We start from the raw sequence: 26,368 nt of genomic DNA, 5'->3' as shown, positions 1-26,368 counted from the left end.
TCCACCGCGCCCGTACCGATACGACTGGTGCTCTCCGGGCTGTTCCCTTCGCTTATCACCGCAGCATAATAAGTCCCCGCTGGAATCTCGCTCTCTCCATTATAAGGCAACAAGGTAAAACGTTCCTGCCCCTCAATCTCCAACACTGTTTGGCTCGTGAGTTGACCACTATATGAAGCCGAGTTGAAAGGACTCGTAGAGGATTCACCGTCACGATACGTGTTGGGAAGCCAGCCTTCTCGCAATACCAGCATACCTTCACCATTTGGACTTGCTGCTCCAAAATCCAATTCGAACTGCCAACCGCTTACCGGCGAAGCTAGCTCAAACTTGAAAAACGCAGGCTCACTAGCTCCTAAACCGTTGACGACAACATCCGCCCCTGGCGTGACATCAATCACATCGAGACTCATCCCGCTGCCAATGCCGCGACTTTGTAAAGTAAATGAACTGCCTTCAGTAGTACTTTGATTATAAACACCCACGTAATAAGTTCCAGGCTCCAAGGGATTTCCCATCGACAAACTCAAAACTCGATCACTGCCAAGATCACTGGTCCAACCATCACCACTTACACTAAGCTGATAACCTGAGCTCATTGAAGTCAAATTAGACCAACCATAATAAGGAATTATAGAAGTGCTGTCTGGAACCTGCGCATTGCGAAGCACCAAATAGGGACTACCGCCTACGATATCCTTCACACGCAACTCCCAGCCTAAGACCGCCTCGCCGCCTACCGTTTCAGGAACCTCAATGCGGTAGTATTGCCACTGCTGCTCTGGCAAGGCAACCACCGTGTCCGTGCCGCCATCAAAGCTGACTAGCTCAGGCAAGATGGGGCCTGAATCGAGAGTAAATGCGCCTAACGCCCGGATTGGATCATAAATACCGACATACCAAATATCGGCCTCATGATTTGCATCCTGTAGGAGGTCGGCATCAGACTTTTGATTGTAAAGACCATTTTCCCATCCTGGCACTGCATTACGGCGAATGTAGATTTCGGCATCCTCTGTTTGATTCAACAAATCCAATCGCCAGCCCAAGAAACCGACCTGAGAGTCAATATCGAGAATACGGTAAAAGCGCCAACCAACCTTATTAGTTAAATCATTCACCGTCGTGCTGGTATAATCGATATCGGTGATCACAGGCTCCCCGTTAAAATACTGAAATGAAAACGGAGCATCCGAATAGACAGTCGTATAAAAACTGCCATCCGTCAGGACATTGGGAACGAGGGTGACACTATCATCCACAGAGCCAAGCACCTCGGACTGGAACTCGTGTTCTCGCGCGTTAGGCACCTGATTTTTACGAATGACCAGATCAGGGTCCCCACTTAAGCGCAGACTCGTATTTTCCCACGCAATTTGCTCGACGGGCACATCGATATGGAAGGTGTGGAAATGATAGCCAGTCGAGTCGATGGACGCAGTCGTCGATTGGTGGGCAACATCAGTCACTATTTGTTGCCGATTATCCAGTCGCAGCGCAGTTCCAGGATCAGCAAAAACCGCAATAAAATAAGCTTCGCCCGTTCCAGCTTCATATTCCTCTGGCGAGGCATCGGGCACGAGTAAATCTTGCCCGTTAAATACATGTTGATAATAGCTGGTGCTGGAAAAATGAGGGGCAACATTAGCTCTGGTATAAACAGGCACATCGAGTGTGACATCGGTCCCATCGTTCACCCACAGCCGCCAAGCGAGCATTTCTTCGGGCAATTCCGTTTGAAAGAATCGGGCCCCTTCGGGGCCGACCGGTGCGAGACTTGAAGAGCTAGAGCTGTCATCAGCCAATACGCCCAAGTTTTCAACATGGATGTCGCCAGCAAAAAAAGACCAGTCCGCCCCCTCACTCGCAGTTACTAAGAAAAACCATTCCTGCCCCGCACCGCTGCTACTGCTCAAATAACTGGTAAAACCGTCACTGCCACTACGCTCAGACTTTTGGGTGCTTTGATCGACAGTCGGGTAATTACGATTTCTCCAGTAAAGATCAGCCTCGCCAGAGTTGACCTGCAATGCCCCACGCCAAACAGCATGGTCCGGATTTTCAGTAACAATGCGAAACAGGTATTCGCCCCCACTGGCACCGGCTTCAATATATTTTTCCGTGCCAGCAGCTTCAGAGCCGGGGTCCCACACAAGCTCCACCACCGAGTAGTCCTCACTGTAAAGCGAAAATTCAACACTCTGGGACGCATCAGGGGGCAGATAAACGCCGACATAATAGCTAGTACTATTTAATTCTTGGTCGGTAAAAAAGAGCGTATCCGACAATTTATTTTGAGAGCGACGAGTATAATAATTGGTCGAAGGGTAAAGATCCTGTCGCACATAGAGATCCGGATCGTCTACCTGAACTCCCGTGCGATTATTCAACACCAGTCGCCAGCCATCACGATCGGCAGGCACGACAATTTCATAATGCTTAAATTCCCCTGGTGCAACGGTATCGACATCGGCAGAGCCATCAAAACTAATTCGCTTGAGAGCAAAATGATCGCTATTAAGCGTATAATTCACAGTGCTGGAAGTCGCCTCCGCAGGCAAGTGAACGGCGATATGGTAAGTCCCCGCACTTAATTCGGCCTCGCTATAATAGATGCTGTCACTCGTCCCCGTCTCAGAAATACGGTCATAAATCGAAAGCGTGGGCTGCGCAGCTCTTCGAATTAAAAGGTCTGGATCGTTAACTCCACCACTCCCGCTATGCAGCAGGACACGCCAACCATCCGCGTTAGCAGGCACCGATACCTCATAGTGATGGTAATCACCTGGACTCAATGAATCGATCGACTCACCCGCATCAAACGATAATGAAACCGCCTGTAAGTGACAGAATGTAAAAAGACAGATTAAAACATATAAGACACACTTCATAGCAACACGGCAAAGTGCTTAGGTAATACTTACTTATAATTCAACCATATATTAATACCCTTAATAAGCATAGCTAACGCTAATACTAGAACCTTAAACTAGAAATATTGCTAAAAATTTTGAAAAACTTAGAGGCCGACCGATTTGACGAATCAATACGCAGGGAGTGCCTACACGTAGGTTCTCACTCGACCAGCCATTCAACACTATACTGATAATGTGCTACAAGAACGGGCGATCACTTGGCCCAAACGACCGAGCCTGCGAGGATTAAGCGCCGTCGGAGGTCTTTAGGATCTTGATAAAGGCATCCTGCGGAATCGATACGCTACCGATGTTTTTCATGCGCTTCTTACCCTCTTTTTGCTTCTCGAGGAGCTTACGCTTACGGGAAATATCACCACCGTAACACTTTGCTGTCACATCTTTGCGGTAGGCGCTAATCGTTTCGCGTGCCACGATGTTACTGCCAATGCCGGCTTGAATTGCGATCTTGAACATTTGCTTGGGCAAGATCTCCTTTAGGCGCTTACAAAGCACGCGACCGCGGCTCTCGGCTTTGTCTAAGTGCACAATCGAAGAGAATGCATCGACGGGCTCTGCATTCACTCGAATGTCGAGACGGCAGAGCTTCGCTTTTTCATAGCCAGCCATTTCATAATCCATCGAGCCGTAGCCGTGAGTGATACTTTTGAGGCGGTCATTAAAATCGACCAAAATTTCATTCAAGGGCAGGCGGCAAACCAACATCACACGCTGACCATCGATCGTCTCCGTGTGTTCGCAAATCCCGCGCTTCTCCGAGACCAAGGCCAGCACATCACCGATCGAACCCGACGGAATGTGGATGGAAGCATTGATCATCGGCTCCTCAATAAATTCGATTTCGGCCGGATCTGGCAAGTTGACGGGATTGTGAACTTCGATCTGCACCCCATCCGTTTGTGTCACCAAGTAGACCACGCTTGGATAGGTAGAGATTACGTCTAAATCATACTCACGGCGAATGCGTTCTTGTATGATTTCCATGTGGAGCAGACCGAGGAACCCGCAGCGGAAACCAAAGCCCAGAGCGACCGAGTTTTCCGACTGGTAAACAAAGGCAGCATCATTCAAGCGCAACTTGCCCATGCTCGCCTTCAACTTATTATAGTCGTTGGTGTCGATCGGGTAAATACCACTAAAGACCATCGGACTGACTTCCTTATAGCCCGGCAGCATCTCTTTGGTGGGATTTGCACTGTGAGTGATGGTATCGCCCAGCTTCAAGTCCGCCACATCGCGCAAATTCGTCACGACATAGCCCACATCGCCCGCCTTGAGCGTGTCTTGCTTCGTCATCGCAGGCGAGAACTTGCCCACTTCTTTAACCAGCATCTTGCGCTCGTCACTCATGGTGATGATGGAGTCGTTCATCTTGACCTCACCGGAAAAGACGCGCACGTAGCAAATCACGCCCTTATAGGCATCGTAAATGCAGTCAAAAATCAGCATCCGCAGTCCATCCACTTCGGCCCAGCGCGGCTTGGGCACACGCGAGACGGCGGCCTCCAGTAAATCTTCGATTCCGATGCCGGTTTTGCCACTAGTGAGCACGGCTTCATCGGCCGGAATCGCTAAAACGTCCTCCAGTTGCACCATAATCGCGGGCACGTCTGCACTCGGTAGGTCCACTTTGTTGATCACAGGAATAATCTCCAGCCCTTGCTCCAGCGCGAGGTGTGCATTGGCCACCGTTTGAGCTTCGATCCCCTGCGCGGCATCGATCAAGAGCATCGCTCCCTCACAGGCCGCCAAACTACGGGAAACCTCGTATGAAAAGTCCACGTGCCCAGGAGTATCGATCAAATTGAGCGCATAGTCCTGCCCATCCTGTGCTCGATAGACCATCGAGACGGGGTGGCTCTTAATGGTGATTCCGCGCTCACGCTCTAGATCCATCGAATCCAACAGCTGCGCCTTCATGTCACGCATTTCGACCGTACGCGTCTTCTCTAGAATACGGTCCGACAAAGTCGTTTTGCCGTGGTCGACGTGAGCGATGATACAAAAATTGCGAGTATGGTTAAGATCTGTCATAAATGAAGGAACGCGCTAAAATCACGTTCTTATTGAAAAGTTCAACCCTCTTTATCGAAAACAAACTTTACCTAGGCGGTCGATTCTGGAAACGTCGCCGCATATGTCAGAATCATCCAAGCTTAATATCCTCGTAATCGGCTCCGGCGGACGCGAGCACGCCCTTGTCCAAAAATGCCTACAAAGCCCTATGGCTGGCAAAGTCATCGCCGCCCCCGGCAACGGTGGCATGGCCTCGGAGGTCGAATGCTTCGACCGCTCCGTCGAAGACATCCCTGCGCTGGTGGAATTGGCGCAGCAGCAGAATATCGGGCTGGTAGTGGTCGGCCCTGAAGTGCCCCTCAGCTTAGGCCTCGTGGATGCACTCGCCGCAGTCGGCATCCCTGCCTACGGCCCCAACAAGGATGGCGCACAGCTCGAATCGAGCAAAGCTTTCTGTAAGGACTTTTTCGCCCGCCACAAGATTCCGACCGCAGCCTACGGCACTTTTACCGAAGTGGCCCCCGCCCTCGCTTACTTGGAAGAGCACCCGGCTCCCATCGTGATCAAGGCCAGCGGCCTCGCCGCGGGCAAAGGCGTCATCATGGCAGAGACACAAGAAGAAGCTGTCACCGCAGTGAAAGACATGCTCGAAGGCGACGCCTTTGGCAGCAGCGGTAAGGAGATTGTGATCGAAGAAACTCTCTATGGCGAAGAAGCATCGATCCACGTCATCGCTTCGGGCGAACACTTCGTATGCCTGCCTCCCAGCCAAGACCACAAACGTGCGGGCGAAGGTGACACAGGCCTCAACACCGGGGGTATGGGCGCCTATACGCCGACCAGCAAGGTCACTGCTGCGATGCAAGCGGAGATCGAAGAGCAAGTCATCAAGCCCACGCTGGCTGGCCTCAAAGCCGACGGCATCGACTACCGCGGCACGCTCTACGCCGGCCTCATGTTGACAGACAAGGGCGTCAAAGTGCTTGAATATAATGTGCGCTTCGGCGACCCGGAAACACAGGTGCTGCTCCCCATGGTCGCGGACGATCTGGTTCCTGTGCTGCTGGCCTCTGCCAAGGGAGAAGCCTTGCCAACTCAATTACAATTCCACGAAGGCGCCGCCATCGTTATTGTCTTAGCCGCAGGTGGTTACCCAGGCAGCTACGCCAAGGGCAAAGAGATCAGCTTCCCGGACACATTGCCGGCCAGCAGCGCAGTCGTGCATGCCGGCACCACTCGCGACGCCGATGGCACCATCCGCACCGCTGGTGGCCGCGTATTAGGCGTCAGCGGGCAAGCACCGACACTGCAAGCTGCAGTCGAGCTCGCCTACTCCGTATGCGACCAAGTAGAATTTGAAGACAAATACCTGCGCCGCGACATAGGCCACCGCGAGCTGAACCGATAGCTTTACAAAGCAGTAAAAACATACAGTCTCCAAGAGTCGCTCTTTATCGGAGTTCCTATAAAGAGCGACTCTCCCCCCTCTACACACGAACACTTCGCAAGGATATGGCTGATAAACGAAATTTGATTCTGACCATCTGCACCGGCAACATTTGCCGCAGCCCCATGGCAGAAAAGCTTCTGCAACATGCGCTCGCCGCTGAGGGTGCCCCACTCGACCAACTCGAAGTCGCGTCTGCAGGCGTTGCCGCCTGTTATGGCGACCCCGCATCCAGCAACTCAGTCGCTGCTGTCAAAAAGGTACAATTGGACTTATCCAATCATAAGAGTCAACCGGTGAGCCAGGATCTACTGGACCGCTCCTTTCTCGTGTTAGGCATGACGCAGTCACACATCGACACCCTACAGCACTACCACGGGCAACTCCCGCCACGCGCACACCTATTCCGAGAATTCATGCCCGCGGGCTCAGATCCCGAGATCCCAGACCCTTACGGCCAAAACCTAGCCGCTTACAGGGCATGCTTCGACTCGATGGCCGAGGCGATCCCCTCAATCATCGCGTATTTAAAGCAGGAATACAAAGGCGAGTAGTTCAGCCTTTCAGCTTCGCTCACGAGCAGATTGTTGCCCCCTCTCTCCCCCAGCACTCAGGGGAGCTTTGGCTTGGATACCCCCCGCCAAGTCTCAATTAGCACGGCTTCATTTTTATACATACTCCCCTCACCTACCAACTCCCCCTCAGCTTAATGAGTAACGACCCCGAGCATAACGAAGAACTTTCCAGCGTACTAGAATCTTCCCCAGCCGAACAACACTACCGAGTCCAGAAAGACCCTAAACGCGCCGACGACGACCATTCACGCGAATTCGGCATGCGGCAGCGTGTCGGCCTAGTCGTGGGCCCCTTGGCATTTTTGATCATGCTGCTGATCCCAACGCCCGACGGCATGTCGCTGGAAGCCCAGCGTGTCGCCGCGGTGACTTTATTGATGGCCACCTGGTGGATCAGCGAAGCCATCCCGATCCCAGCAACAAGCCTACTACCGATCGTACTTTTTCCGCTGTTAGGTGTCATGTCGACTTCGCAAGCGACGACTCCCTACGCCAACCATCTAATCTTTCTCTTCATGGGCGGCTTCATCATCGCCCTCGCGATGCAGCGCTGGGATCTCCATCGGCGCATTGCCTTAAAGGTCATCCGCTTCACAGGCTTTTCAGCAGGGCGCTTAGTATTCGGCTTCATGCTCGCGACTGCGGTACTTTCTGCCTTCGTTTCGAATACAGCGACCACCGTAATGATGCTCCCCATCGGCATGGCTGTAGTCACGCAAATCGCCGACCGCATGCAACAAAGCGGCGCAAACTCGGCGAATAAGCACATCGAAACTCTGTCTCTAAATTTGATGCTTGGCATCGCCTACGCAGCCTCGATCGGAGGCGTGGCCACTCTAATTGGCACCCCGCCCAACACCGTGCTCGCCAGCTACTTATCTAAGACATACGATTACGAAATTACCTTTGCCAAATGGCTCATGGTCGGTGCGCCTTTAGTCTGTATTTTCTTACCTTTAACTTGGTTGTGGTTGACTAAAGTGATCAACCCCATGCCGAAGTTGGAATTACCCAACGCCCGAAACATAATCGACGACGAACTCAAGAAAATGGGAAAAATGCAGCCAGGTGAGCGCTGGACGGGCATCGTCTTTTTGCTGACTTCATTGTCTTGGATCTGCCGCCCCCAGCTCGCCTCACTCTTTCCAGAGCCTGGCATGATCAAGGATGCCACCATCGCCATGACGGGCGCAATTCTACTATTTATCATACCGATCAACTTCCGCAAGCGACTATTTGTCATGGATTGGGAATGGGCCGCCAAACTACCATGGGGGGTATTAATCCTCTTTGGTGGCGGGCTCGCCCTCGCGGGTGGTTTCCAAAGTTCCGGCCTGGCCACTTGGGTGGTGAGCTATGTCAGCTTTCTTGATAGCTTACCGCTCTTCTGGATCGTGCTCGGTGTGACCGCACTCGTGATTTTCCTCACCGAGCTCACCTCTAATACGGCAACCGCCACCATGCTGATGCCGGTGCTGGCTGGCATCGCAATTGGCTTAAATCAAAACCCATTGGTCTTGCTCGCGCCCGCCGCACTCGCCGCATCCTGTGCTTTCATGTTGCCCGTAGCCACACCGCCCAACGCGATTGTATTTGGCTCAGGCCACGTCACGATCCCACAAATGGTACGTGCTGGCTTTGGTGCCAATATACTTGGCATTATCATTATACCGCTCGCGCTCTATCTACTCTTAGTGCCCATCTTCGGGATCAGCCTCGGCGAACTCCCAGCTTGGGCTAAGTAAAGCGCTCAATAACAGCCCTGGCTCAGGCCTTAGCTCAGAAATAGAACTGCTAGGCATTTTCAAATTGCAGAGTTTGTCTGAGCGCGATTGGCTGCATGTTGTGAAGAAAATCTGTATCATTGGTTCAGGAATCACTGCGCTTGCGCGTGCCTGGCAGCTCAAACAGCGCGGTTTCGACTGTGTGGTATTGGAGTGTTCACAACACATTGGCGGCGCGATTCAAAGCTTTCGCTCGGGCCCCTACTTAGCGGAAGAAGGGCCCAACTCGATTCAAGTTAACAGCCACCAAGTAGATGCCTTTTTACGCAGCGTGCCAGGGCTCGAAGCACGCACAGTGGTGGCTGACGATGCCGCAAAAAAACGCTTTATTCTACGCAATGGCCAAGCTGTAGCAGTCCCCATGGGCCCGCTCTCCGCACTCACCACCCCGCTCTGGTCTTTCGCAGGCAAGTTGCGCGTATTGAAAGAGCCCTTCGTAAAATCGCTGCCCCCAGGCATTGAAGAAAGCGCAGCGGACTTCGTGCGGCGGCGCCTTGGTGATGAGCTCTACCGCTACGCTATCAACCCGCTAATCGGCGGGATCTACGCAGGCGATCCGGAACAACTCTCGCTTCGCTATGCCTTCCCTAAACTTTACGCCTTAGAACAAAATCATGGTGGCATGATTCGCGGAGCACTGGCCAAGATGCGTGCAGCACGTCAAAACGATGCGCCCCCAATTAATAAGCGCATCATTTCTTTTAAAGATGGTCTTGCAGAACTTCCACAGCTACTGGCACAAGCTCTAGGCAAAGCAGTCCACACGGGAGTATGCATAAAATCCATACGTCGCACACAAGATGGCTGGCAGCTTGATTGGAATGAGCACTCACATGCATATGACGAACTAATACTGACCACACCCGCGCATGCACTGCCCAAGTTACCCCTGGAACCAGCGCTGCAATCGGCTCTTCAAGCCCTGCAAACGATCGACTATCCTCCGGTATCGGTGCTCAGTCTGGCTTTCAAGCGCGCACAGATCGCTCACCCGCTCGATGGATTTGGTGTATTGGTGCCCGAATGCGAAGGTCGGAAAATACTCGGAGTCCTCTTTCCATCCAGTTTATTTTCAGGACGCGCCCCCGAGGATGAAGCTTTGTTGACGGTTTTCATCGGTGGCGAACGTCAACCCGAACTCGCAGTGCCTGACACCCAAGCCTTACTCGCCCAGGTGCTCCCTGAATTACAAGCCATTTTGGGCGTCTCAGGTGACCCGAGCTTTGTGCACCACAAGCATTGGCCACGCGCGATCCCTCAATACAAACTAGGCTACGGCCACACGCTCGCACAGATGGATCGTATCGAAGCCGATCATCCAGGCCTCAAGCTCGCCGGCAATTATCGCAACGGCATCTCACTCAGCTACTGTATCGAAGCAGCATTGGCCTGACGTCGACGAAAGCCCGAGACGAACCAAAAAAAGCCCCGCATCCTGACGGATACGGGGCTGGAGGAAATGTATCAAAAATGCGGGGCTATTTAGCCGCGCAGCATGACATCTTTGGCATTGGCAATGCCGCTGACTCACTAGGCTTTTCGCCACAGTCTGCTTTTTTATCAGCGCAATCGGCTTTCTTGTCGCCACAGTCCTTTTTGTCAGCACAATCGGCTTTCTTGGGCATATCGCAAGGCAGCGATTTGGCGTCTGCTTTGGCTACATGACCTTCGCTTGCGCATTCAGCACCAGCTTGGGCAGTCATGACTGCTGCTAAGAATAGGAATGGAATTAGTAACTGTTTCATATTATTTTGGATAGATAAGTAGCGTGGCCCGCGGGGGCCACAAAAGACAGAGCTTCAAGTAAAAATATTATTCCCAGCTATTTTGCAAGTTCGACACGTTGAAAACTTAGGCTGAGTCCTGTGCTTGCATCGACTTCAATCAAACAGCCGGCAATCCGCACATCGTCTTCAGCCACAGGGAAGCGTCGCTTCATGCCATCGAGGAAAGTCGCCACGACCTGGTCGACCTCACGGCCGATTACCGAGGCATAAGGGCCACACATGCCGGCATCGCTTAAATAGGCAGTGCCTGCGGGCAAAACCCGTCCATCCGCAGTGGGCACATGAGTGTGGGTGCCCACAACCGCGGCGGCACGCCCATCGAGGTGCCAGCCCAGCGCAATTTTTTCGGAGGTGGCCTCCATATGAGCTTCCACAAAAACGGCGTCGCACTGCGATTTAAGTTCCTCGAGCTTGGCATCGGCCATGCGAAAGGGGCAGCTGGACTTGAGCGCCAAATAATTGCGGCCTAAAACGGTGAGAATGCCGAGGCGAAAGCCGTCTTTTTCTACGATTAAATGGGTACGACCTGGGTTTTGCTCAGGAAGGTTGGCGGGGCGGCAGACGCGCTCGAGTTGATCGATTTCGTTCTCAAAATTCTTCTGATCCCAAACATGGTCTCCCAAGGTGATGGCATCCACCCCCGCAGCGATCAAGGAGTCGGCGATCTTTTTGGTCATTCCGGCCCCTCCAGCGGAGTTTTCGGCGTTTGCGATCACGATATCGGCCCCATACTCTTCGCGCAACGAAGCCACGCGCTCGATCACAAAGTTGCGGCCAGGCCGCCCGACGATATCTCCTAAAAATAGAATTTTTGGCATAGTGCTCTGTATTGCTGAATGTCTCGCATGCGCGCAAGGCCGTAAGATTGAGAAATATAAATTTGAAAAAGCTCCCTTGGGGGTTCAGCTAATCAACATTCACCATGAAAGCACAGTCATCTTCGATTCAACATCCACTCTTATCTGTTCAAAAACTGAAAGTCTGTCGCGGCGATGTCGATATTCTAAAGGGGATACAATGGGAGGTAAAAGCCGGTGAGAACTGGGCGATATTGGGGGCCAACGGCTGTGGCAAGACCACCCTACTCTCTGCCATTACAGCCTACCGCGCGCCCTCTGCCGGAGAAATCCACGTGGTGGGCGAAACCTATGGCGAGAGTGATTGGAATGAGATTCGACAAAAACTGGGCATTGTCAGTAGCGCCTTAACTCAACGCGTGCCCGCCGATGAATTTGGCATCGAAACTGTGCTCAGTGGCCAAAACGCACAACTGGGCTACTGGACACGTGAAAAGAAAGTCGACAGTCAGAAAGCACTGCGCTGCTTAAGTAAAATGGGCGTGCGTGCGCTGGCAGAGCGACCATGGGGCGTGCTCAGTCAAGGTGAGCGACAGAAGGTATTCATCGCACGTGCTTTGATCAACGACCCCAAATTGCTAATACTCGACGAACCTTGCGCTGGACTGGATCCCGTGGCCCGCGAGCGCTTTCTCAAAAGCTTGCAAAAATTAGCCCGTATGAAAACCGGGCCCGCCATCATACTAGTCACCCACCACGTAGAGGAGATTATACCAGAAATCACACACGTGCTCTTACTCAAAAAAGGGAGAGTATTTGCCGCTGGCCCCAAGCGTGAAGTACTCTTGGACCGAGAAAAAATGATCAAAGCCTTTAGCGCCAGCCTACAGGTAGAGCAAGATGAGAACACTCAACGATTCCGCATGACATTTTAAGCACGCTTACGTGCTTGATTCGAGCGCGATTTACTGTCTTCTTCCTTGCCCTTTCACATGGGCACTTTGCCCGCAAACTCTAAACACAACGCAAAAACACCACACACACATGAAAACCGATAAAGCAATCGACTTCCCTGAACAGGACGAAATTGGCCCCGAAATGAAGGGTGCCGATGTCTTGGTCGCCTCTCTTGAGCGCGAGGGTGTGGATGTGGTGTATGCCTATCCTGGCGGCGCTTCAATGGAGCTGCACCAAGCCCTCACCAAAAGCAAAAAGATCCGCACGATTCTGCCCCGCATGGAGCAAGGTGGCGGTTTCATGGCTCACGGCCACGCTCGCACGACTGGAAAAGCCAGCGTATGTATGGCCACATCGGGACCGGGTGCGACAAATTTAGTCACCTGTATCGCGGATGCGTTCATGGACAGTATTCCCCTGATTGCGATCACAGGCCAAGTGTATCAGCAATTCATCGGCAAAACTGCTTTTCAGGAAACTGACTTTTTTGGAATGACGCTTCCGATCGTGAAGCACAGTTTCCTAGTATTGGACAAAGAAGACCTGCCGCGCGTGGTCAAAGAAGCCTTCCACATTGCCACATCGGGCCGTCCTGGCCCCGTCGTGATCGACATCCCTAAAGATGTGCAACAAGCCATTTTTGCACCGACTTTCCCTGCCAAGATCGACCTCCCAGGCTACAAAATCGAGTCCACTAAGCCCCAAGCAAGCGACGAGGAACTACTCAAAGCGCTCGAGTTGATCAGTGGCGCAGAGCGTCCGGTACTCTACATTGGTGGCGGCATCATCTCAGCCGACGCACACTTGGAACTACGCGAGCTCGCGGAGCTAACTGGCGTGCCCGTGGCTTCAACACTAATGGGGCTTGGAGCCTTTGACGCAGAACACCCACAATCTCTCTACTGGTTTGGCATGCACGGCACCGTCGCCGGCAACTGGGCCGTTTGCGACAGCGACGTGCTCGTATGCGCCGGTGCACGTTTCGACGACCGCATCACAGGCGTCGTCTCCAAATTCGCGCCTGATGCAGAGATCGTCCATATCGACATCGACGTATCCGAGCATAATAAAAACAAGCGCGTGCAGCACCCGATCCACTCGGATGTAAAATACGCTCTCAAGCGCATGATCGAACTCGTCAAAGAAGGCAAATTCAACAAGCCCGACCTGACCGCTTGGTTCAAAACAATCAACGCTTGGAAAGCAGAGTATCCTTTCTCCTACGACAAGAGCGGCCACATCACGCAGCAAGAAGCCATCGAAACTCTCTACGAAGTCACTCAGGGCGACGCGATCATCACCACTGGTGTCGGACAGCACCAAATGTGGACCGCCCAGTTCTTCAAGTTCCGCGAGCCTCGCAGCTACATCAGCTCACTCGGCTTGGGCACGATGGGCTTTGGCTTACCCGCAGCGATCGGTGCCAAGGTTGCCTGCCCGGACAAGTTGGTAGTCAACATCGACGGCGACGGCTGCTTCATGATGAACATTCAGGAACTGGCCACCGCTAAGATCGAAAAAATCAACGCCAAGACCATCATCCTCAACAACCAACACCTCGGCATGGTGGTGCAATGGGAAGACCTGCTGTATGAAAGCGTGCGTGGGCAAACGATCCTCTGCGACAAGGACAATATTGGCGGCCCCGATAACATCGACGCCATCTATCCTGACTTTGTAAAGATTTCCGAGGGCTTCGGCGTAGCTGGCAAGCGTGTCGTCAAGCGCGAAGACTTGCGCCCCGCCATCGAAGAGATGATCGCCCACGACGGCCCTTACGTCCTCGAAGTCATCGTGCCTTATACCGAGCACGTATTGCCAATGATCAAGCAAGGCCTATCGGCTAAAGAAATCTTAATTAAATCCGAATAAGGCTCAAAATTTGCTCTTTTTATGCGGACTTCCAACGCTTGGAAGTCCGCATTCTTTTTTAGATATGAAACCAACGACACTAGTCCTTCTCTCCAGCATACTCATCAGTTCGGTCGCCAGTGCCGACGTTGTGCGCACCACTGACGGCGCGCAACTCATCGGCACCATCCAACTGATCGATAAAGGCGTGATCCATTTGGAAACCGCATACGCTGGTGTACTGAAAATCAAGCAAGACCAAGTAGAGAGCTTCCAATCGGATGCACCTCGCGTGGTACGCTTAGCCAGTGGCACAGTGATGTCTGGCCCGATCGCCAGTAACGGCGGCGACAGCATTCGCATACAATCCAAAGACGGCGTGCTGGAAACCAGCACCACCAAAGTAGCCGCCGCATGGGCGCCTACAGCTGAGGATCCCGAAGTGGTCCGCAACCGCCGCGAATGGCGTTATGAGGCCAGTGTTGATCTAACAGGTAAAAAAGGTAACAGCGACAAGTTCCGCCTCGGTACCAGCTTCGATGCAGAGTTAAAGGGCCCCAACGACACCCTAGCCTTCTTCTTCGACTATGAGCAAGCAGAAGACAACGGGGACAAAACAGAAGACCGCACAGCCGGTGGTGCCTCCTACGAGTCCTTCTTCAGCGAAGTGCTTGGTTGGTATGTTCGCACAGAGTTGGAAAATGACCCAATCGATAACATCAAGCTCCGCTCCACCAATGCAGCGGGCCTATCTTACCGCTTGATTAACAAAGACCATCAAACACTGGTCGCTCGCTCAGGTTTGGGTTACCGCTACACAGCTTACGAAAACGACCAAGAAGACGAATCCAGCGCCACAATCGACTTCGGACTCGCGCACACATATCAGTTCAAAAATCACTTCAAGATGAAGAACGACCTCACCTTCGTTCCATCGATCGACGACTTTAGCTCCTACCGCGTCGTTCACGACAGTGGTTTTGAAGTCCCAGTCGGCAGCGGCGACAACTGGAAAGTCCGCATGGGGATCAAAAACGAATATGAAAGCGACACCACAGCTGAAGAAAAGATGGACACCACTTACTACACAAAAATGGTGTATTCTTGGGATTAATCATTTCTACTTCAGCGAGGCACACAGCTAGTCCAATCAGAAGTTTTTCAGTAGCCGAAGTCGTTAAGACTTCGGCTACTTTTGTTTGTGGCCCAGGACCAACGCAGACACGCATATACAAGCAATATAGAACGCGGAGAGCAGCCCTGTTTCCATCGGCCTAGTAAACGTCACGCAGGTAACGCTTCGACTTCTTAAGTGCTTCCACGTAGGCCTTGGCCTCTGCCTCGCTTTTGCCTCCGGCGAGCTCAACGGCCTGATGGATCGCGGCATCCACATCTTTGGCCATGCGGCTAGCATCGCCGCAAATATAGATATAGCCGCCCTCTTCCAACCAAGCATAGAACTCCTCCGCATGCTCGACGATACGATTCTGCACATACACCTTTTCGGCTTGGTCGCGAGAAAACGCGGTGTCGAATCGAGTTAAGAGACCACTTTTCATCCATGCGGTGATTTGATCTTCATACAGAAAATCGGTCGCTTGGTGCTGATCACCGAAAAGTAACCAGTTTTTCCCCTGCGCCCCACGCACTTCGCGCTCTTCCAGGAAAGCGCGGAAAGGAGCAATCCCAGTGCCCGGACCGATCATTATCGCAGGCGCATCATTATCCTCCGTTAGACGAAAAGCCTTATTGGAGTGCATATATACTTTTACCGGACGATCACATTTGTGATCGGACAAATAGCTCGAGCAGACTCCTAAGCGCTTGCGACCATGGCTATCGTAGCTCACTTTCCCCACAGTTAAGTGCACCTCGCCGGGGTGCGCACGGGGACTCGAGGAGATAGAATAGAGCCGTGCATTCAACGCCTTTAAAGGAGCCACGAGGTATTCCGTAGTTGGGAATTTGACTTCGAAATCAACAATCGGATCCACCAAGCCGCGCCCGGCAATATATGCTTTGCTCTTTGCTTCGTCGGCTGCGATTGCCTTCAGCTCTGCATGCTGACTTAAGCGGGCACAAGCCATTAGGAATGGTATGGTGAGCACGCTAACATCATAATGAAAGCGCAAAGCTTCAAAGAGTTGCTGATCGGGCCCTTGTGGCACGGGAGCAAGTTCATCGGGCGTGAAACCTGCAGCTTCAATGATCTCGTCCACCAACTTTACATTGTTCTCGGGGAAAACACCGAGCGCATCGCCGACTTCGTATTCGATACCGGAACCTTCCAGCGAAATTTCGATATGATGGGTCGCCTTTGAAGAACCTAGCTTATTAAGATTTTCTGTTTTTAATAATTTCGCGGCGAAGGGGTTTTTCTTGGTATACTGCGGCTCGTCCGTTTCAGGCTCCTCGACCACTGCAGAGTCCACGGCATTGCTAGCCTCTCCGAGCACTGCTTGCACGCCCGATAGCCACTCTGCAAAGGCATCGTCTGGATCGCCGTCCGCTTCCAGCATGGGGGCCACACGTTGCGCACCGAGTGCTTCCAAGCGTTGGTCAAACTCTTTGCTGCATTGACAAAAGTCGGCATAAGATGAATCCCCGAGCCCAAAGACTGAGTATTTGAGATCTTTTAACTGAGGCGCCCCCTCGGCCATTAAGGCAGCATGCAAAGCTTGCGCATTATCCGGCGGCTCGCCCTCCCCATAGGTGCTGGTGATCAACAACAAATGTTGAATCTCTTTAAGATCCTCGGGTGACAGCTCGCTCATATCACGTATTGTAGGCTCGCAATTCGTAGCCTTAAGCTGCTTCGCCAATTTTTTGCTGAGTGTTTCCGCGGTGCCGGTTTGCGAACCAAATAGGATGGTCACGGGAGTCGCGGCAGCCGCGCTGGCCTCGCCTTCGACCGGCGCATTGGTATACAGCCCCGCCAAAAAGCCGTTGAGCCAGGCGCGCTGATCTTCACTAAAAGGTGCGTTTTCAGGAATGAATGGTGCAGTTGTCATAGGAATTACGAGTTAGATTAAGAGTGAATGTTGTGAACTGTGACGGCGCATGCCTTATACGAGGGCTGCTTCGAATATGGGTCGAAGGCACTGGCAGTTAGATGATTGGTTATGCGGTAGTGCATCGGCATAAAGACTTGGCCCGGCTGCACACTGGCGAGTATCACCGCGGTGGCCTCGACCTCCCCGCGGCGGGAACGAATACACACTTTTGAGTTGGGCTTAATGTTCAACGCGGTGGCGTCTTCCGGATTAATCTCCACGTAAGGATTTTTTGGATACAGCTTCCGAAGCACATCGGATTTAGATGTGCGCGTCTGAGTATGCCACTGAGAGGAAGTCCCTCTGCCGGTCAGCAAAATAAAGGGGTAATCCGCATTCACAGGCTCTGGCATCGGGCGTGGAGCCTCAAAGATAAACTTGGCACGTCCATTGGCATGGTAGAATTTTCCATCCTCAAATAAGCGCCGCTGTGCCTTCAACTCATGGCCAGGCTGCTCTCGCTCAGTTTTCTTAAACGGCCATTGAATGCCTCCCTCGCGTTCAAGGTCGGCATAGCCATCGATACCCGTGATATCACAGGGTAAACCATGACTCAAACGAGTCAAAATACGGAAGACCGCCTCAGGCGAAGACCATTCTTTAAAGAGCTCTGCGCAGCCCCAATGGTGTGCTATCAATCGGAAAATATGAAAGTCGGCCAGCGCCTGCCCCGGAGCTTGACTCACCTTGCGTGTGCGTCCGATCCGTCGCTCGGAATTAATAAAAACACCCTCTTTCTCTCCCCAGCCCGCAGCCGGCAAGACGAGGTCAGCGATTTCGGCCGACTCTGTGCTGTGATACATGTCTTGCACCACCAGAAAGTCCAATTTCTCACGCACACGGCGAAAGCGCTTTTGATTAATCCAAGAGTGCGCGGTATTGGTAGCGACTAGCCAAAGGCCTTTAATGGTGCCCGCATCGATCGCATCGATAATCTCGTTATAAGCCAGGCTCGGACGATCGGGAATGCGCTCAACTGGCATATCTAAAATATCCGCAACCGTCTGGCGATCTTCCGCACATTCAAAACCACGCCCGCCCAGTAGCCCGGTCGTGTTGCTAAACAAGCGTGAGCCCATCGCATTACATTGTCCCGTAATTGAATTGGCCCCAGTGCCAGGCTTGCCGATATTACCTGTCATCAATGCAAGATTGATCATCGACTGTGCCAGGCGGGTGCCTTCGTAGCTTTGATTCACCCCCATCGTCCACCAGAAAGACACACGCTTACCTGAGGCAATCAAACGAGCCAAACGACTGACTTGAGCATAGTCCAAGCCTGTAGCTGCGGCGGCGGTCTCCAGACTATAATCCGCCAAGAATTCGACAAAGTCATGATAGCCCTCCGTATGAGCAGCAATAAAATCCAAGTCTACCGCATCGATACTAACCAAGTGCGCGGCGAGTCCGTAAAAGAGTGCCAAGTCCGACTTTGGTTGGATGGCAAGATGCTGCGTAGCCGCCATCGCAGTTTCTGTCTTGCGCGGGTCGATCACGATAATCTCTGGATCACGCTGATTACGCATCACGCGTTGCCACATGATGGGATGCGCGATACAAGGATTCGCGCCGACAAAAATCAGCACATCTGACTCTTCAAAGTCTTGATAGCTATATGGAGGTGCATCGTAGCCGAAGGACTGCTTATAGGCCGTCGCCGCGGTCGCCATACATTGACGCGTGTTACCATCACCATGCACAATGCCCATGCCGAATTTAGCTAAAGAGCCTAGAAAGGCCATCTCTTCGGTCACAATCTGCCCCGTGCTCAGAAACGCGACGGCATCCGCGCCATGCTGCTTTTGAATATCTTTAAAACCCGCGCAAAATGCCTCCATTGCAGCCGTCCAACTAACAGGCTCTAATTCACCATCGCGGCCGCGCAGCAAAGGTGTGGTCGCACGGTCTGAAGCCGCCAGCGGTGTTAAAGCCTCCCAGCCCTTCGGGCAGGCCATACCTAAGTTGACTGGATAATCACTATGAGTGCTAAGGTTGACGGCACGCCCCGCTTGTAAATGCACCTTGAGCGAACATCCCGTCGCACAGTAACCGCAGACAGAATGCACGGTTGCATCGGGCTTAGCGCTTTGGGGCAAACGGCCCAGGCCATGGGCAGCAGGGTCTTGCACTAAGCGCTCGGTCAAGACGCCATCGAAGGCGCGCATTCGCAACTGATCCTTAAGTATATCTAGAGCCGACATTATCGAACGCCTCCTGGCATTTTAGGTGCGGACACCGCACGAAAGAAAAGTGAGCGTTCCAGTAATTCTGAAACGAAGAGAGTCGCCACCGCCAGGGATGCGATCACGATAGAAGTCGCCGCGCTCGCAGAGACCGCAGAGGCCTGCAGTAAAACAGCCATCAGCAGGCCGAGCAGACAAGCGCCCCAGCGTAGACTGGTGACAGCTCGCAGTGGATACAGCATCAATAGAGCCGATTTCCTGGCAGGCGTCATCGCGTCAGCTTTAACATGCGTGAGCAACACTGCTTCCAGCAGCAGTTTCGCACCCAGCCCCAAGCACATGAAGCAGAGCGCTATGAGAGAAAACTCTCCGGCCACCACAGCCAAAGCCCAATAAACAGCCGCCGCCAAACCAAGTGTCGTACCAAAGAACTTGAGCGCAGTGATTGGAAAGGCCCAAAAATCACGTCTCGTATCATGATAAATCATAATCGAAGTGAACACACCCAACAAACCGATGCTAAAGCTGGCCCAAGCCGCGAACTCACGAATGGAGCTGGGCACGAAGTCCAACCAAGCCGTCAGAGTGTAGCCAGCCGCCACGCCTGAGAACAAGCCAAAGGTTACAATCTCACGGCTCAGCCAAGAACGCCGCAGACCGAGAAATGCGCGCCAGGCCCCCAGAGGGCGCCCCAAGTGCGAAGTCGAAGCGGCGAGGCCAATCGCCATGCTCACAAAGCCTGCAAGGCACAGATACGGTGACAGGCTCACGCCAGCAAATATAGAAAATCCGTATAAGCCGACACTAAGCTGAGTCAGTAGTAACATCAATACCAACGGGAAGTGTCCATGCTCAGGCTCCAGTGCGTAGTGATCGGCCGCTTCGACGCCAACTGGAATGTTGCGCTTGGTCACATACTGCGTCGTGGGCGCGGTGTAAGCAGCCTCGGGGGCAGCAGGCAAGAATTCACCTCCGGCGCGCGCGGCGGCTAAGGTCGCCTGCGTATTCACAATGGTGATACTGATGGCTTCTGTCGGACAGGCCTGCACACAGGCCGGCGCTTCACCATCGGCCAAGCGATTATGACACATATCACACTTACGCACGATCCCGAGACTCTTGGAATACTTAGGAACATCATAGGGACACTTGAGTGCACAATACTGACAACCGATACATTGATCATCCAAGTGGCGTACAATACCCGTCGCAGGGTCTTTCTCATAGGCCAGCACAGGACAGCCATTCAAACACGCAGGGTCGGCACAGTGGTGGCAGGCTGTGGTTACAGTTTGGGTATAGGAAGCCCCCGCCAGATCAACTCCATGCAAGGTGCCGACATCACGCCATGTCTCATCGGTATCGAGACCGTTTAAACTATGACATGCGGACACACAAGACTTGCAGCCCGTGCATTTATCTAAATCCACTTTAAAGGCATACTGCTCTCCCTCGCCAGGCTTAGAAAGCGGTAGCAGTTGTTTGTAAAACTTCGCTTGCTCTGGCTCCACAGCAGTGGATGCATGCTTGGCAGAAAATACGCCGACAGGCGTTTGCAAAGTGCCCTGCTCTTTGAGCAGCATTTCGAGCGGTGAATCTTCGACTGTGAGTGTAGTGCTAATAGTAAAAATGTGTGTATTGTATTAATTTATGCGGCGACGCCGAACATAGCCTTTAGCTCCTCGGTACTGTGCCGCCGTGAAAACTCCCAGAAAGTCTCCCGTCCCTCGCGCTTGGCGAGGTAGGTTTGCAGCACTTTCAGCAGTAGTGGTTTAAGCTCCTCAAATGCAGTGCCCGTGAAGACTTCGTGCCCGATCGCTTGACGCTCTTCCACTCCGCCGCCGAGAACGACCGCATAACCTTCGACACTCTCATCGCCCACTTTGACCTTCGCGCCTATCAGGCCGATGTCCCCGATATAGTGCTGCGCACAGGAGTGATGGCAGCCGGTCAGGTGTATATTGATCGGTTGGTCCAATTGGATTTGCGATTCGAGGTAATCGGCCAATTGCAGTGCATGTCCTTTGGTATTACTAGCAGCAAATTTGCAGCCCGCGTTGCCGGTGCAGGCCACCAGCCCGCCCGAGATGGTGGTGCTTTTATAATGAAATCCAATCTCTATAATCGCGGCCTTGACCGTATCCAAATCGGCATCACGAATGCCCGGAATAATTAAGTTTTGCCAGGCGGTCAGACGAATGTCACCTCGACCATATTGAGTAGCCAGTTCTGCAATGGCTTTCATTTGCTCCGGTAGCATGCGGCCAACTGGAATCACAACACCCACATAATTATAACCCGCCTCGCGCTCGTCATACACCCCGATGTGTCCATGCTGCAGCGTGCTGGCTCGTGGCAGGCATTGCGCTTGCGGCAATGTGCCCAGTGGAAATGCGAGCTTTTGCTTGGTTTCCTCGAGGAACTTTTCGACGCCCCAGTCATCAATCAAGTATTTGAGGCGTGCCTTCTTACGATTAGTACGATCACCATGTTCAATGAAGACTCGTATCATAGCTGCTGCAACAGGCACCGCCTCGGAGGGCTGAATCAATAGCCCACAATCTTTTGCAAATTGCTTATGTCCGGTAATTCCACAGAGTTGCACTCGAAAATAAATGCCTGGCTCAACGCCCTGCCCTGCATCCACTCGCACGGCATAGAAAGCAATATCGTTGGTATCGGCACATACGGAAACACGTCCGCCCCCATCAAATGCGATATTGAACTTACGCGGCAAACCATAGAGGTCACGATTGTTTAGAATGTAGTGATGCATCGCCTTGGCATAGGGCAACACATCGAGCACCTCTTCGGGATCAAAACCACTGGTCGGGCTCGCAGTAACGTTGCGCAAATTATCCGCTCCCGCACCTTTAGAGGTCAGCCCGATCTCATCCAATTTGATCAATGTTTGAATGGTGTTTTTTGGCATGATCTCGCGCACCTGAAAATTGCCACGAGTAGTGATGTCCGCATAGCCTCCACCAAAGTCCTCGGCGATCTCTGCGAGTCCCGCCAGTTGGTAGGATTTAAGCGCACAGCCCGCGACACGGGTGCGGAGCATAAAGGAGTCTTGGGTCGGCTTCACATGAAAGAGGCCATAGAACTTATAGCGAAACATGTCCGCCACTTCGGGGAACTGATCCAGCTCAGAGTTCTGGACCATCGTATCCCAGACATCGAGACCGTTCTGCTCATGTTTGATTAACTCTTCTTTGCAAAGATCGTCCAAGGGCGTGCCATGGACGGACTCGTCTTGGGCCTGCGCGGGGTCTCCGGTAAATTGCCCTTCGGCATTTTGACCAAGAAATGGCATCCCCGATCGCTGGTTCACTCCAGCAAAGAAACCTTCTAAGTATTGTTTTTGGTGGCTAGCAAATGCGGTATTCATGATAGCCCTTAAAGAGCGCACAATATGCCAACCTTATGATTTGCTCGAATTAGACCAGTTGAACAATTTAATGCGAATCATGAATTTGATTCATATATCTAGCTCATTAGAATCTTCACCACCAGCAGCAGGATCACGAGCGCCAAACCGCCCGACAGCGCCTGCCAAAATACCAGTGGATTACGTTCCAAAAGCGGCAAGCCTTCAGGCCCAAGGAAGTCAGGATTCGGTTGCTGCAAGTCGGTCAGCATTTCGGATAAGGCTTGATAGCGATTTTCTGGGTGCAGGTGCACGGCTTTAGCGAGCGCCGAGTCGATCCAATGTGGCACGAGCGGATTGTCGAGTGTTACGGAACGATATTTAAGCAGCGAAAAATCGCGCACGCTTTGAGCCGCTTCCATCTTATCGCCATAAGGGTGCCCGGCACCACCACCAAAGAGTTGATAAGCAATCACACCAAGGGAGAATAGATCCGAAGTGGTTGAGGGGCGTCGCCCCAGAGTATACTCAGGAGCGGAATAACGCTTAGTCCCCAGTTCCGCTTGCCGCATAAAGGGCACCTCGGATTCTTTCAGTCCTGCAACAGCGACGGAGCCATAGTCAATAATTTTGACCACACCGTTTACATCGATTATAATGTTATCCGGCTTTAGATCTTGATGCAGAGTTTCTTTACGATGTAAGGCACGTAGCCCAGCCACTATTTGCTGAATAATGTCGAGCACTTGGCCCATCTCAGGCTGTGGATGCTCGCGCATCCAATCCACCAAAGTAGCCCCCTCCACGTGCTCCATAAGATAATAAAGAAACTTGGGCGCAGCATGCTTCTCCACGACTTGCACTAAATTCGGGCTGCTGATGCGTCGCCCCACCCACTCTTCAATCAGAAAGCGCTCAATGTAAGCGGGGTGATCGTTATAGAGCTCGGACGGCGTCTTCATCACCAACAGCTGTTCGGACTGTGGCGCCTGCACTAAATACAACTGCGAACGCGGACTCTCGTCTAAAATACTTTGAACCACATAGCCATCGAGGCACATACCGGGGCTCAGCGGCGGCGGAAAGGGTAAGCGGCCGAGCTCCTGATAAACTTCTGCCGCAGTGATGTCCTGCAAGCCTACGATCTCCAATAGCTGGCAACTCACATTATCAGAGCTGCCAGCTGCGAGTGCTTGCGTAAGGATCGACTCGCAGCTGGCATCCAGATCACTGCGACCAGCTGCGATGATTGCCGCCAGTTCACGATCGCAGACAAACTCATGCACCCCATCGGAGCAGGTAAAAATAACATCGCCCACCTCGATTTGCACGCGCCGATAGTCGACATCGAGATTCATCCCTAGCCCCATCGCGCGGGCGAGATAGCTGGTCTTTTGCGAGACCCAGGCCCGATGATCCTGCGTGAGCTGCTCAAGATGTCCACTCCGCCACAGGTATATCCGCGTGTCGCCCACATGAAAATAATGCAATGAGTGTGATTTAAGCACGAGGCCACTCATGGCACAGACAAAGCCCTTGCGCGCTTCCGCAAAGGCTTGCCCTTTTCCATACAGCCAGCTGTTGATCGCAACAATCACCCGATGCCCAGCAGTCTTCACCTGCCAGGTATCGGGTGTGCTGTAGTAATCACTCAAAAAGCCTTGCACGCAAATTTCTGCGGCTTCACGTCCGGCCTCTGCCGAGGACACACCGTCCGCCAGAATCATGGCCACGCCCTTGCTGCCCAAACTCGAATCTCGAGGAATTCGGACTCCTAAACAGTCATCATTCTGAGCCTTAACTCCGGCCGACGTCGCCTGCCCATAGCGCACAGAAAGCTCCGGTGTGATTTGCATAGAGGAAAGTTTAACCGACTTCGATCAATTGAACAGTCCCATCTTCCAGCACCTCTGCGGTATGTCCTTTAGGCTCACGCAAAAACATCGAAGCGCCAAAGGCGGCAGCCGATGAGATCGCAATCACCATGAAGAAGCTCGAAGCATCGACGAAGGAATAGACAGTAAGGAAACAGACTGCACCCACGTTTCCATAGGCCCCAGTCATCCCCGCAATTTGCCCCGTCATCCGGCGCTGAATCAGAGGCACCAGTGCAAAGACCGCTCCCTCACCCGCTTGCACGAAGAAGGAACAACACATCGTGGCGATCACAGCCAAGGGCAGGTACCATGCAGGCCCGACTTGCGAGAGTGTAAAGTAGCCTATAGCCAGCCCCAGTATCAAAAGAATCATCGTCCAACGACGACCAAACTTATCGCTCATCAAACCACCCGCAGGACGTGCCACTAGGTTCATAAAAGCAAATCCCGAAGCGAGCATGCCAGCGAGCACAGCAGTCAAGCCGAAGGTTTCCATAAAAAAGAACGGTAACATAGAAACTACAGCGAGTTCCGAACCGAAAGTCACAAAATAATTAACATTTAAAATCGCGACTTGGCTAAAGCGGTAACGATGCATTTCAGGGATCGACTCAGGATCCGCCAACATTTCCTTATTCACTCGGTAGATCTGACTGGCTTGAAAGAGATAAAGAGCCAACAAGCCAGCGTAAATAACATAGGCAAACGCAGGCGTTAAGAGCCCCACGCCTCCGTTAGAAAGGCGCCAAGTCAACACAGCCAGTGCGAGATACATGGGCACATTCATAAAGAGTAAGAAGTAAAAGTCGCGACGACTGGTGACCTCTAGCCCGCCGGACTTTTTAGGCTTAAAATAGGTCGAACCTTCAGGCGTGTTACGCACCGACTTGTAGTAAATAATACCGTACACAAATGCGATCAGCGCCGTCAACAAGAGCGTGTAACGCCATGCATTCTCCCCCCCGAAAACTAAGGCCACCGTAGGTAGCAGCATCGCGGCAGCAGCCGAACCAAAATTGCCCCAACCACCATAAATGCCCTCGGCCAATCCCACCTGACGGGCAGGAAACCATTCGCCGACCATTCGGATACCAATCACAAATCCAGCGCCGACAAAGCCCATACCGAAACGCGCCAGTGCCAACAACTCATAATTTGGAGCCAGTGCAAAGAGCGCGCATAAGACGCCTGAGGTCAGCAGTAGTAAACTAAAGGTTCTACGCGGACCATAGCGATCCACCAGGATACCAATCACTATACGAGATGGAATCGTGAGCGCGACATTGAGAATGAGCAAAGCCTTCCACTCCAATTGTGTCAGGTCGAAGGCCTCCTTGATCGCCATCACCATCGGCGCATGGTTAAACCATACTACGAAGGTTATAAAAAAGGCCACCCAGGTAAAGTGTAACGTTCGTATGCTCGGATCTTTGAAGTTGAGAATGTTGAATTTGTTTTGGCTCATGGTTTTTTCAATTTAGGTTAGCTTGCGAAGATAGGTCATTTTAAAACCCGCCAAAGGAGTTAGCGCACCCCATGCCAACAGAGCCTATACACAGCTAAATTGCCCACGCATTCGACTCATCCAGTCCATGAGTTAGATTCATGCTTACATACGAAACATGAATAAAGCATGCACAAAAGGCAGTCTACATTCGCGTCAAGCCCTGATAAACATTGAGCTAGAGGCCAGCTAAAGACGTGCAAACACTCAGGCAATTAAGGTCCGTAATAT

The 26,368-nt window shown here is 52.4% G+C and carries 16 protein-coding genes and 1 pseudogene; 7 read left to right on the top strand and 10 right to left on the bottom strand.

From position 1 onward, the window contains the following. Nucleotides 1–2,891 (bottom strand): annotated as a pseudogene (locus QEH52_RS11650) (hypothetical protein); the annotation flags it as partial. A 270-nt stretch (nt 2,892–3,161) separates the two neighbouring features. After that, complete coding sequence (gene lepA / locus QEH52_RS11645; protein WP_308950639.1) at nt 3,162–4,970, bottom strand: translation elongation factor 4; 1,809 nt, start codon at nt 4,968–4,970, stop codon at nt 3,162–3,164. Nucleotides 4,971–5,073: 103 nt separating this feature from the next. Between lepA and purD the strand changes: the two genes are divergently transcribed. The 4 genes from purD (at nt 5,074) to hemG (ending at nt 10,151) form a co-directional block, all read left to right on the top strand. Then, complete coding sequence (gene purD / locus QEH52_RS11640; RefSeq protein WP_308950637.1) at nt 5,074–6,360, top strand: phosphoribosylamine--glycine ligase; 1,287 nt, start codon at nt 5,074–5,076, stop codon at nt 6,358–6,360. A gap of 104 nt (nt 6,361–6,464) precedes the next feature. Continuing rightward, nucleotides 6,465–6,953 carry an arsenate reductase/protein-tyrosine-phosphatase family protein gene (locus QEH52_RS11635; RefSeq protein ID WP_308950636.1) on the top strand — a complete coding sequence of 163 codons (489 nt, stop codon included), beginning with the start codon at nt 6,465–6,467 and terminating at the stop codon, nt 6,951–6,953. A 155-nt stretch (nt 6,954–7,108) separates the two neighbouring features. Further along, entirely contained in the window at nt 7,109–8,719 is a 1,611-nt protein-coding gene (locus QEH52_RS11630; RefSeq protein WP_308950635.1) for an SLC13 family permease, read from the top strand. A gap of 73 nt (nt 8,720–8,792) precedes the next feature. After that, nucleotides 8,793–10,151, top strand: coding sequence for a protoporphyrinogen oxidase (gene hemG, locus QEH52_RS11625; protein ID WP_308950634.1), 1,359 nt, complete (start codon nt 8,793–8,795; stop codon nt 10,149–10,151). 85 nt (nt 10,152–10,236) lie between these two features. Here the strand turns inward: hemG and QEH52_RS11620 are convergent, their stop codons facing one another. Both QEH52_RS11620 and QEH52_RS11615 read right to left on the bottom strand, forming a co-directional pair. Further along, on the bottom strand, nt 10,237–10,503 hold the full coding sequence (locus tag QEH52_RS11620) for a hypothetical protein (protein WP_308950633.1): 267 nt from the start codon (nt 10,501–10,503) through the stop codon (nt 10,237–10,239). 77 nt (nt 10,504–10,580) lie between these two features. Next, entirely contained in the window at nt 10,581–11,363 is a 783-nt protein-coding gene (locus QEH52_RS11615; protein WP_308950632.1) for a TIGR00282 family metallophosphoesterase, read from the bottom strand. A 104-nt stretch (nt 11,364–11,467) separates the two neighbouring features. On the opposite strand from QEH52_RS11615, the gene QEH52_RS11610 reads away from it, so the two are divergent. The 3 genes from QEH52_RS11610 (at nt 11,468) to QEH52_RS11600 (ending at nt 15,264) form a co-directional block, all read left to right on the top strand. After that, nucleotides 11,468–12,277: an ABC transporter ATP-binding protein gene (locus QEH52_RS11610; protein WP_308950631.1), complete on the top strand. Its 810-nt coding sequence runs from the start codon at nt 11,468–11,470 to the stop codon at nt 12,275–12,277. 109 nt (nt 12,278–12,386) lie between these two features. Next, nucleotides 12,387–14,171, top strand: a complete 1,785-nt coding sequence (gene ilvB, locus QEH52_RS11605) for a biosynthetic-type acetolactate synthase large subunit (RefSeq protein WP_308950630.1) — start codon at nt 12,387–12,389, stop codon at nt 14,169–14,171. A gap of 64 nt (nt 14,172–14,235) precedes the next feature. After that, the gene (locus tag QEH52_RS11600) at nt 14,236–15,264 is read left to right on the top strand and encodes a DUF481 domain-containing protein (protein WP_308950628.1); all 1,029 of its coding nucleotides are present in this window, start codon (nt 14,236–14,238) and stop codon (nt 15,262–15,264) included. 160 nt (nt 15,265–15,424) lie between these two features. Here QEH52_RS11600 and QEH52_RS11595 read toward each other — a convergent pair whose 3' ends face one another. From QEH52_RS11595 to QEH52_RS11570, 6 genes are all read right to left on the bottom strand, one after another. Beyond that, entirely contained in the window at nt 15,425–17,161 is a 1,737-nt protein-coding gene (locus QEH52_RS11595; RefSeq protein ID WP_308950626.1) for a diflavin oxidoreductase, read from the bottom strand. A 17-nt stretch (nt 17,162–17,178) separates the two neighbouring features. Next, nucleotides 17,179–19,404, bottom strand: a complete 2,226-nt coding sequence (locus QEH52_RS11590; RefSeq protein ID WP_308950624.1) for a molybdopterin oxidoreductase family protein — start codon at nt 19,402–19,404, stop codon at nt 17,179–17,181. Beyond that, nucleotides 19,404–20,969, bottom strand: coding sequence for a DmsC/YnfH family molybdoenzyme membrane anchor subunit (locus tag QEH52_RS11585; RefSeq protein WP_308950623.1), 1,566 nt, complete (start codon nt 20,967–20,969; stop codon nt 19,404–19,406). The genes QEH52_RS11590 and QEH52_RS11585 overlap by 1 nt, the downstream gene beginning before the upstream one ends. A 65-nt stretch (nt 20,970–21,034) precedes the next feature. Next, nucleotides 21,035–22,777, bottom strand: coding sequence for a NirA family protein (locus QEH52_RS11580; RefSeq protein ID WP_308950622.1), 1,743 nt, complete (start codon nt 22,775–22,777; stop codon nt 21,035–21,037). Between the two features lie 98 nt (nt 22,778–22,875). Continuing rightward, nucleotides 22,876–24,612, bottom strand: a complete 1,737-nt coding sequence (locus tag QEH52_RS11575; protein ID WP_308950620.1) for a bifunctional protein-serine/threonine kinase/phosphatase — start codon at nt 24,610–24,612, stop codon at nt 22,876–22,878. A gap of 10 nt (nt 24,613–24,622) precedes the next feature. Then, nucleotides 24,623–26,098, bottom strand: a complete 1,476-nt coding sequence (locus QEH52_RS11570) for a NarK family nitrate/nitrite MFS transporter (RefSeq protein ID WP_308950619.1) — start codon at nt 26,096–26,098, stop codon at nt 24,623–24,625. Between the last annotated feature and the right edge of the window lie 270 nt (nt 26,099–26,368).

Source organism: Thalassobacterium maritimum, from assembly GCF_031127805.1.
Classification (GTDB): domain Bacteria; phylum Verrucomicrobiota; class Verrucomicrobiia; order Opitutales; family Coraliomargaritaceae; genus Thalassobacterium; species Thalassobacterium maritimum.
The sequence above is the reverse complement of the archived record's forward strand: the minus strand, read 5'-3'. Positions and strand labels throughout refer to the sequence as shown.

Excerpts from the sequence above, each read along its gene's own strand:
- QEH52_RS11575 (WP_308950620.1), bottom strand. The coding sequence starts at position 24,612 with ATGCAAATCACACCGGAGCTTTCTGTGCGCTATGGGCAGGCGACGTCG.
- QEH52_RS11590 (WP_308950624.1), bottom strand. The coding sequence starts at position 19,404 with ATGTCGGCTCTAGATATACTTAAGGATCAGTTGCGAATGCGCGCCTTC.
- QEH52_RS11580 (WP_308950622.1), bottom strand. The coding sequence starts at position 22,777 with ATGAATACCGCATTTGCTAGCCACCAAAAACAATACTTAGAAGGTTTC.
- QEH52_RS11595 (WP_308950626.1), bottom strand. The coding sequence starts at position 17,161 with ATGACAACTGCACCATTCATTCCTGAAAACGCACCTTTTAGTGAAGAT.
- QEH52_RS11635 (WP_308950636.1), top strand. The coding sequence starts at position 6,465 with ATGGCTGATAAACGAAATTTGATTCTGACCATCTGCACCGGCAACATT.
- QEH52_RS11620 (WP_308950633.1), bottom strand. The coding sequence starts at position 10,503 with ATGAAACAGTTACTAATTCCATTCCTATTCTTAGCAGCAGTCATGACT.
- QEH52_RS11600 (WP_308950628.1), top strand. The coding sequence starts at position 14,236 with ATGAAACCAACGACACTAGTCCTTCTCTCCAGCATACTCATCAGTTCG.
- QEH52_RS11570 (WP_308950619.1), bottom strand. The coding sequence starts at position 26,098 with ATGAGCCAAAACAAATTCAACATTCTCAACTTCAAAGATCCGAGCATA.
- QEH52_RS11615 (WP_308950632.1), bottom strand. The coding sequence starts at position 11,363 with ATGCCAAAAATTCTATTTTTAGGAGATATCGTCGGGCGGCCTGGCCGC.
- QEH52_RS11610 (WP_308950631.1), top strand. The coding sequence starts at position 11,468 with ATGAAAGCACAGTCATCTTCGATTCAACATCCACTCTTATCTGTTCAA.
- QEH52_RS11630 (WP_308950635.1), top strand. The coding sequence starts at position 7,109 with ATGAGTAACGACCCCGAGCATAACGAAGAACTTTCCAGCGTACTAGAA.
- ilvB (WP_308950630.1), top strand. The coding sequence starts at position 12,387 with ATGAAAACCGATAAAGCAATCGACTTCCCTGAACAGGACGAAATTGGC.
- purD (WP_308950637.1), top strand. The coding sequence starts at position 5,074 with ATGTCAGAATCATCCAAGCTTAATATCCTCGTAATCGGCTCCGGCGGA.
- lepA (WP_308950639.1), bottom strand. The coding sequence starts at position 4,970 with ATGACAGATCTTAACCATACTCGCAATTTTTGTATCATCGCTCACGTC.
- QEH52_RS11585 (WP_308950623.1), bottom strand. The coding sequence starts at position 20,969 with ATGCTGCTCAAAGAGCAGGGCACTTTGCAAACGCCTGTCGGCGTATTT.